Annotated in this window: 8 protein-coding genes; 2 read left to right on the top strand and 6 right to left on the bottom strand. The window is 66.6% G+C overall.

What is annotated here, in order from left to right:
* From OS124_RS25065 to OS124_RS0116990, 6 genes are all read right to left on the bottom strand, one after another.
* On the bottom strand, positions 1–116 hold a 116-nt coding region (locus OS124_RS25065), incomplete at its 3' end, for an HPr family phosphocarrier protein (RefSeq protein WP_010141038.1).
* Between the two features lie 37 nt (positions 117–153).
* Entirely contained in the window at positions 154–549 is a 396-nt protein-coding gene (locus OS124_RS0117010; protein WP_010141037.1) for a PTS sugar transporter subunit IIA, read from the bottom strand.
* 44 nt (positions 550–593) lie between these two features.
* Entirely contained in the window at positions 594–1,496 is a 903-nt protein-coding gene (rapZ, locus tag OS124_RS0117005) for an RNase adapter RapZ (RefSeq protein ID WP_050900918.1), read from the bottom strand.
* 47 nt (positions 1,497–1,543) lie between these two features.
* Complete coding sequence (locus OS124_RS0117000) at positions 1,544–1,975, bottom strand: HPr kinase/phosphorylase (RefSeq protein WP_010141035.1); 432 nt, start codon at positions 1,973–1,975, stop codon at positions 1,544–1,546.
* A 1-nt stretch (position 1,976) separates the two neighbouring features.
* Positions 1,977–3,701, bottom strand: a complete 1,725-nt coding sequence (locus OS124_RS0116995; RefSeq protein ID WP_010141034.1) for a sensor histidine kinase — start codon at positions 3,699–3,701, stop codon at positions 1,977–1,979.
* Positions 3,702–3,711: 10 nt separating this feature from the next.
* Positions 3,712–4,413, bottom strand: coding sequence for a response regulator transcription factor (locus OS124_RS0116990; protein ID WP_010141032.1), 702 nt, complete (start codon positions 4,411–4,413; stop codon positions 3,712–3,714).
* A 448-nt stretch (positions 4,414–4,861) separates the two neighbouring features.
* Here OS124_RS0116990 and OS124_RS0116985 point away from each other — a divergent pair, with 448 nt between their 5' ends.
* A complete protein-coding gene (locus tag OS124_RS0116985) occupies positions 4,862–6,460 on the top strand; it encodes a phosphoenolpyruvate carboxykinase (RefSeq protein ID WP_010141031.1) in 1,599 nt (532 codons plus the stop codon).
* Positions 6,457–7,068 (top strand): DUF3859 domain-containing protein, encoded by a 612-nt coding sequence (locus OS124_RS25060; protein WP_010141030.1) that lies wholly within the window; start codon positions 6,457–6,459, stop codon positions 7,066–7,068. The genes OS124_RS0116985 and OS124_RS25060 overlap by 4 nt, the downstream gene beginning before the upstream one ends.
* The last annotated feature ends 113 nt before the right edge of the window (positions 7,069–7,181 follow it).

The raw sequence follows: 7,181 nt of genomic DNA, 5'->3' as shown, positions 1-7,181 counted from the left end.
CTGACCTCGGCGCGGGCATCGAAGGCCTCGACGACCTCGACGAACTTGGCCGAGGCTCGGGCATGCAGCCCCTTGACGTTGACGATGGTCAGCTCGCGAGTGACGCTGTCGCTCATGGTTACTCCCCGCAGCGCGGCCCGTTGCCGAGCGCCCTCAGGCGCCCATGCTCAGGTTTCGGCTGTCGATATATTTGCGTCCGGCCTCGGTGGCATCGCGCACCGCTTCCGGCAGGGATTTATGCCGCGACTTGGCCAGCTTGATCAAGGCCGGAAGGTTCACACCGTAAAGAATCCGCCTATCGTCGGGGCGACAGGCCATCAGCGACAGGTTGCTGGGAGAGCCGCCGAACATGTCGGTGACCACCACGACGCCCTGGCCCTGGTCGACCGTATCGGCGGCCTTGCAGATCTCGGCTTCCTTGACGGCACGGTCGCAGTTGTTCTCGATCGAGATGGCGGAAATGCCCGGCTGGGCGCCGACGACATGCTCGACGGCGGCCTTGTATTCCCGTGCCAGCCCGCCATGGGCGACGATGACGATTCCGATCAAGGCCGGTCTTCCCTCGGGTGTGCGCCTGGGCATCAGGGACGCGCTCATGCTGCCCCCTCGCCGGCCCGGCGCCGTTCCTGTTCGCGATGCCTTATAGACACCTGCCAGCCGGCCTCTGCAAGGGCCCGGCCCAGCCTTTCGGCCAAAGTGACGGAACGGTGTTGTCCGCCGGTACAGCCGAAGCCGATCGCCAGATGGGCCTTGCCCTCTTCGATATAGGCCGGCAGCAGCATCAGGGTCAGGTCGGTGACCTTCGACAGGAAGGGCGCGAAACGCGCGTCCGAGGCCACGTGGTCCTGTACCGCCGGGTCGGTCCCGTCGAGGCCGCGCAGGGCGGGCTCCCAGTAGGGGTTCTTCAGGAAGCGCACGTCGAAGACCATGTCGATGCCGCGCGGCAGCCCCCGCTTGTAGCTGAAGGAATGCAGCGAGACCGCAAGCCCGGTACCGCCCTGCGGCGCGAAGTGGCCGTCGATCTCGGCGCGCAGGTCATGAACCGTCATCTCGGAAGTGTCGATCAGGATGTCGGCGCGGGCGCGGATCGGACCCAAGAGGTCGAATTCACGGGCAATTCCGTCCTCAGGCGTCTCTTCCGGGGCCATCGGATGCCGGCGCCGGGTCTCGGAAAAGCGGCGCGAGAGCACATCGGCGCGGCTGTCGAGATAGAGCAGCTCCAGGGGCACGCCACGGATCTGGCGCAGCCCGTCCAGCGCCTCGATCAGCGCCAGGGTCGAGAAATCGCGGTTGCGGGTGTCGAGGCCAAGCGCCAGCGGGCGGCGCAGCGGCGGACCATCCAGCAGGCGCGGCAGCAGCGACAGCGGCATGTTGTCAATGGCCTCGAAGCCGAGATCCTCGAGCGCGCGGATGGCGGTCGAACGGCCAGCGCCGGAAGGCCCCGTCACGAGGACGAGTCTCTGGGTCGGTCTGGGCTGCTCGTCTGCGGTGGCCATGGCTGCCGTCGCTGGTTGTGGTTGGCGAAAAGTCGCGCGTCGCGTGTCTACGCGCGGCGTCCTTCACGCAAATATTGCAGAATCGCCGCAGCGAAAGCCGCGGTGCCAGTATTGTGAAGCAAGGTTAAGGAAAGCCCCAGCAAATTCGTGCTGCGATGCGGCGGAAGCCGGTTTTCCTCGGTCTGGTCGAGGTCGACCACCAGCGCCACCGGCTGCGGCCCGGCCGGCGCGGCCCCCAGCAGGCCAACGCCCCGCGCCTCGATCATGCCCGAGAGCGTCTCGGGCGCGCGGGCGATCAGCCGGTCGCCCTCGCGGGTCAGGATCACCCGGTCATCAGCCACCAGCGCCGCCCCGCGCGACAGCAGCTCCAGCGCGAGGCTGCTCTTGCCGCTGCCCGAGGTCCCCAGGATCAGCACCGCGCGGCCCTGCACCGCGACGCAGCTGGCGTGGATCACCCGGGCTTCGCGCGCCTCGGCCATCTCAGATCGGCAGGCCGACGACGAAACGCGCGCCGAGCGGATCCGAAGTGATGTCGGCATCGGTCGGGCGGATGTTCTCGGCCCAGATCACGCCGCCATGGGCTTCGACGATCTGCTTGCTGATCGCCAGCCCGAGCCCCGAATTGTTGCCGAAGTCCGAGGCCGGGCGGTGCGAGTAGAACCGCTTGAAGATCTTCTGCAACGACTGGTCGGGAATGCCCGGGCCGGTGTCCTCGACCACCACCAGCACGCGGTTTTCCCGGCGCCGGGCCCAGACCCGGATCGCATCGCCCTCTTCGCAGAAAGAAATCGCATTGGTGATCAGGTTGACGAAGACCTGCGCCAGCCGCGCCTCCAGCCCGCTCAGCACCAGGTCCTCTTGCGGCAGGTCGGTGATGAAGTCGATGCCCTTGCCCGCCGCCTGTTCGCCCAGGTAGTCGGTCAGGCTGCCCAGCATGCGCAGCAGGTCGAACTCCTCTTCCTCTTCCTTCACCAGTTCGCTGTCCAGCCGCGAGGCGTTCGAGATGTCGCTGACCAGCCGGTCGAGACGGCGCACGTCATGTTCGATCACGTCCATCAGCTGCACGCGCTGGTCGTCGCGCTTGGCAACCCGCAGGGTGCCCACGGCCGAGCGCAGGCTGGCCAGCGGGTTCTTGATCTCATGCGCGACGTCGGCGGCGAACTGTTCGTTGGCGTCGATCCGGTCATAAAGCGCGCTGACCATCCCGCGCAGGGCGCCGGAAAGCCGCCCGATCTCATCCGGGCGCGCGGTCAGGTCGGGGATGCGCACGCGGCTCGGCTTGGGGCGGGTGTTGCCCCGGTCGCCCCCCAGCTCGGCGGCGGCGGCCAGATCGGACAGCGGGTTGGCAATGGTCGAGGCCAGCACCAGGCTGAGCCCGACCGAGACCAGCGTGGCGATGATGAACATCTGCAGCACGCGCTCGCGCTCCTGGCGGACCATGGCGTCGATTTCGCCCACTGTCCCGGCCAGGGCGATGACGCCGACCGGCTGATCGCCGGCAAGGATCGGGGTCAGCGCGGTGTGGAAGCGCCCCTCGGCCCCGCGCGCGGTCGAACTTTCCTGCCCGGCCGTGCCATTGACCGCGATCAGGCGGCGGGCCTCCTCGTCGATGGTGATCGTCGGCAGCGGCACCCGGCCCGACGAGAAGACGCTGGCGAAACCGTCCCAGACGGTGGTCAGGAAGTCGGTGACATAGGTCGGATGCGAGGTGGTGATCTCGGGGCGCGGCCCGGCGCGCCGGGCGACCAGGTCGCCCGCGTCGTCGAAGATCAGCAGCGTCAGCCCGGCGCGCAGGTCCAGCGCCGCCAGGGTGCCCGGGACATCCACGCCGCGCCGCGTCAGCAGGTCCACCTCTGCCCCCGGAGCGATCTGCGCCTCGAAGACATTGGCGATCAGCTGCGACTCGCTGACCAGCGCCGCCTGGCGCTGCGCCAGCAGGCTTTCCCGCGAGGACGAGAGGTAGAGCACCCCCGCCACCAGCACGTTCAGCGCGATCAGGTTGAAAATGATGATCTTGCGGGTCAGCGGAGAGGCTTTCAGCGCGAAGAGCCCGCGCCTTTCGCGCCGATGGCGGAACTCTTCGTCGACCACCGCTCCGGGCGCGACGAATTCCTCGCCCAGCACAACGTCGCCGCGCCGCTCGGCGCCCCTGCGTCGATCCTGAGAGGACGAGTCCTGCACGCTGATCCCTTCGGCAAGCGCCATGGACGAGACTTTATTCTTCGTTGTACCGGTAACCGATACCGTAGAGGGTCTCGATCGCGGAGAAATCCTGGTCGGCGTTGCGCAGCTTCTTGCGCAGGCGCTTGATGTGGCTGTCGATGGTGCGGTCGTCGACATAGACCTGGTCGTCATAGGCCACGTCCATCAGCTGGTCGCGGCTCTTCACGAAGCCGGGGCGCTGTGCAAGGGCCTGAAGCAGAAGGAATTCCGTCACCGTCAGCGTCACGTCCTGGCCTTTCCAGGTCACCGAGTGGCGCAGCGGGTCCATCCGCAGGTGGCCGCGTTCCATCACCTTGGTGTCGTCGGTCTCGGCGACGATGTCACCGGCCTGGGCTTCCTGGCGGCGCAGCAGGGCGCGGATGCGGGCCACCAGAAGGCGCTGGCTGAAGGGCTTCTTGACGTAATCGTCGGCGCCCATGCGCAGCCCCAGCACCTCGTCGATCTCGTCATCCTTCGAGGTCAGGAAGATCACCGGCATGGTGGTCTTCTGGCGCAGCCGCTGCAGCAGGTCCATGCCGTCCATGCGCGGCATCTTGATGTCCAGCACGGCCATGTCCGGCAGGGCCTTATTGAAGGCCTCCAGCGCCGCCTGGCCGTCGGAATAGGTCTCTACCTCGAACCCCTCGGCCTCGAGCGTGATGGCCACCGAGGTCAGGATGTTGCGATCATCGTCCACAAGCGCGATCTTGGACATGGGTCTTCCTTCCATACTGCTCTTGCCGCCCGGGACATTCTGTCACCCCGCGAGTATCGGGGCCCGCATCCTTCAGGCCAGGTCAGGAGGTCCTATCGACATGATTTTACCACAATAATCGCCTTTCCCCGCCTGTCAGGCAATGACGAAACGCGAATCGCCCCGGTCCATGGCCGAAATGTGGCGAAAATGTCTTAGGATCGCCTGAATTTTTCCTTGGCGCCCAAGGACCTGCCGACCAGAGGGCAGCTTCCCGCGAGTGGTTGCGCTAAACCATCCATGGTTGCGCTAACCTCCGGTGGCAGGCTGTTCACATTCGAAGTTGACGTGTTATGAGGCCCGATATCGGGCGTATCGCCCGGTTCCGGCGCCAGCCTTCTCCGATTCATTCCGGCCGGCGCCCGGATGACAGGACCGCCGCGGCAGCGCGGCTACAGGAGTGTTAGACATGACATTTGGACGGGTGAACCCGCACTTCCGGCTCGAGGATCAGGGGATCGAGGGGCTGGGCAATGTCTATTACAACCTAATGGAGCCCGCGCTGATCGAAGCCGCCCTGAAGCGGAACGAAGGCACCCTGGGCAAGGGCGGCACCTTCCTGGTCACCACCGGCAAGTTCACCGGCCGCTCGCCCAAGGACAAGCACGTGGTCAAGACGCCCGATGTGGCCGACAAGATCTGGTGGGACAACAACGCCGAGATGGCCCCCGAGGCCTTCGACGTGCTCTACGCCGACATGCTGGCCCACATGAAGGGCAAGGACTACTTCGTGCAGGATCTGATCGGCGGCGCCGACCCGGCCTATGCGATCAACGTCCGCGTCGTGTCCGAGCTGGCCTGGCACAACCTGTTCATCCGTCACCTGCTGCGCCGCCCCGACCGCGATGCGCTGAACGACTATGTCTCTGACTTCACCATCATCAACTGCCCCAGCTTCCAGGCCGACCCGGCCCGTCATGGCTGCCGCAGCGAGACCGTGATCGCGCTGAACTTCGCCCAGAAGGTCATCCTGATCGGCGGCACCGAATACGCGGGCGAGAACAAGAAGTCGGTCTTCACCCTGCTCAACTACCTGCTGCCCGAGAAGGGCGTGATGCCGATGCACTGCTCGGCCAACCACGCCAAGGGCAACCCGGTCGACACTGCGATCTTCTTCGGCCTCTCCGGCACCGGCAAGACCACCCTCTCGGCCGACCCCTCGCGCGTGCTGATCGGTGACGACGAACACGGCTGGTCCGATCGCGGCACCTTCAACTTCGAGGGCGGCTGCTACGCCAAGACGATCAACCTCTCGGCCGAGGCCGAGCCCGAGATCTACGCCACCTGCTCGATGTTCGGCACCGTGATCGAGAACATGGTCTTCGACGAGGAGACCTTCGAGCTCGACTTCGAGGACAGCTCACTGACCGAGAACATGCGCTGCGCGTACCCGCTGGAGTACATCTCCAACGCGTCGGACACCGCGCTTGGCGGCCATCCGAAGAACATCATCCTGCTGACCTGCGACGCCTATGGCGTGCTGCCGCCGATCTCGCGGCTGACCCCGGCGCAGGCGATGTACCACTTCCTGTCCGGCTTCACCTCGAAGACCCCGGGCACCGAGCGCGGCGTGGTGGAACCCCTCCCGACCTTCTCGACCTGCTTCGGCGCGCCGTTCATGCCGCGTCGCCCCGAGGAATACGGCAACCTGCTGCGCGAGAAGATCGCCAAGCACGGCGCCACCTGCTGGCTGGTGAACACCGGCTGGACCGGCGGCGGTTTCGGCACCGGTAGCCGCATGCCGATCCGTGCCACCCGCGCCCTGCTGACCGCCGCGCTCGACGGCTCGCTGAACGAGGCCGAGTTCCGCAAGGACCAGAACTTCGGCTTCGAAGTGCCCGTCGCCGTGCCCGGCGTTGCGCCCGCCCTGCTGGACCCGCGCCAGACCTGGGACGACAAGGCAGGCTACGACGCCCAGGCGGCGAAGCTGGTCACCATGTTCTCCGAGAACTTCGAGCAGTACCTGCCCTATATCGACGACGACGTGAAAGCCGCCGCGATCGGATGATGATGAGGGGCGCCGCGCATTTCCCGAAGGCCCCGCCCCCCGCCTCTCGCGGCGGGATCCGGACCTTCGCGCGCGGCGCCGCCCTCTGGCTTCTGTCGGCCCTTCCGGCGGCGGCACAGGGCACCGCCCCGCTGGCAGACATCCTGCTGCCCCCGCTCGAGATGAGCGAGGCAGGCATCTACTGCCCCGCCGACCACGTGGCGAAGGAAGACGCCCCGGACACCGAGTCGGGCTACATCCTGCTGACGGAAGAGAACCCCGAGATGGTGCTCTCCTCCCGCGTGGTGCCCGCCTATATCGGCATCTCCTTCGGCATCCGCATCCGCCTGGAACCCGGCGCCCCGCTCGAACCCTATGTCTTCACCGTGCACCACCCGCCGGTCGGTCCCCGCCAGGTGACGACGGAAAGCTGGAACCCCGCGCTCGACAGTCGCTGGGGCGTGCGCAGCTTCAACTTCGAGTTCGACCGCGAGCTGGTCACCGGCACCTGGACCTTCGAGGTCTCACGCGATGACGTGGTCCTGTTGCGCCAGAGCTTCGAGGTCGTGCCCCCGATGCAGGCCCCCGAGGCCATAGACATCTGCTTCGGCAACACCTTCGTCAGCTAGGCCGGCACCTGCCGCAGGCCGGGCGATACCTCCGGCGGGAGTATTTTCAGCCTGGTGATGATGCTTGGGGGGAGGCAATCCGGCGCCCTCCTTCTGCCTCCGGGAGCGTGCAC

The organism is Oceanicola sp. S124 (genome assembly GCF_000220565.1).
In the GTDB taxonomy this organism is placed as follows: domain Bacteria; phylum Pseudomonadota; class Alphaproteobacteria; order Rhodobacterales; family Rhodobacteraceae; genus Pseudooceanicola.
The sequence above is the reverse complement of the archived record's forward strand: the minus strand, read 5'-3'. Positions and strand labels throughout refer to the sequence as shown.

Coding starts and splice junctions, on each gene's coding strand:
- OS124_RS0116985 (WP_010141031.1), top strand. CDS start 4,862: ATGACATTTGGACGGGTGAACCCGCACTTCCGGCTCGAGGATCAGGGG.
- OS124_RS25060 (WP_010141030.1), top strand. CDS start 6,457: ATGATGATGAGGGGCGCCGCGCATTTCCCGAAGGCCCCGCCCCCCGCC.
- OS124_RS0116990 (WP_010141032.1), bottom strand. CDS start 4,413: ATGTCCAAGATCGCGCTTGTGGACGATGATCGCAACATCCTGACCTCG.
- OS124_RS0116995 (WP_010141034.1), bottom strand. CDS start 3,701: ATGGCGCTTGCCGAAGGGATCAGCGTGCAGGACTCGTCCTCTCAGGAT.
- OS124_RS0117000 (WP_010141035.1), bottom strand. CDS start 1,975: ATGGCCGAGGCGCGCGAAGCCCGGGTGATCCACGCCAGCTGCGTCGCG.
- rapZ (WP_050900918.1), bottom strand. CDS start 1,496: ATGGCCACCGCAGACGAGCAGCCCAGACCGACCCAGAGACTCGTCCTC.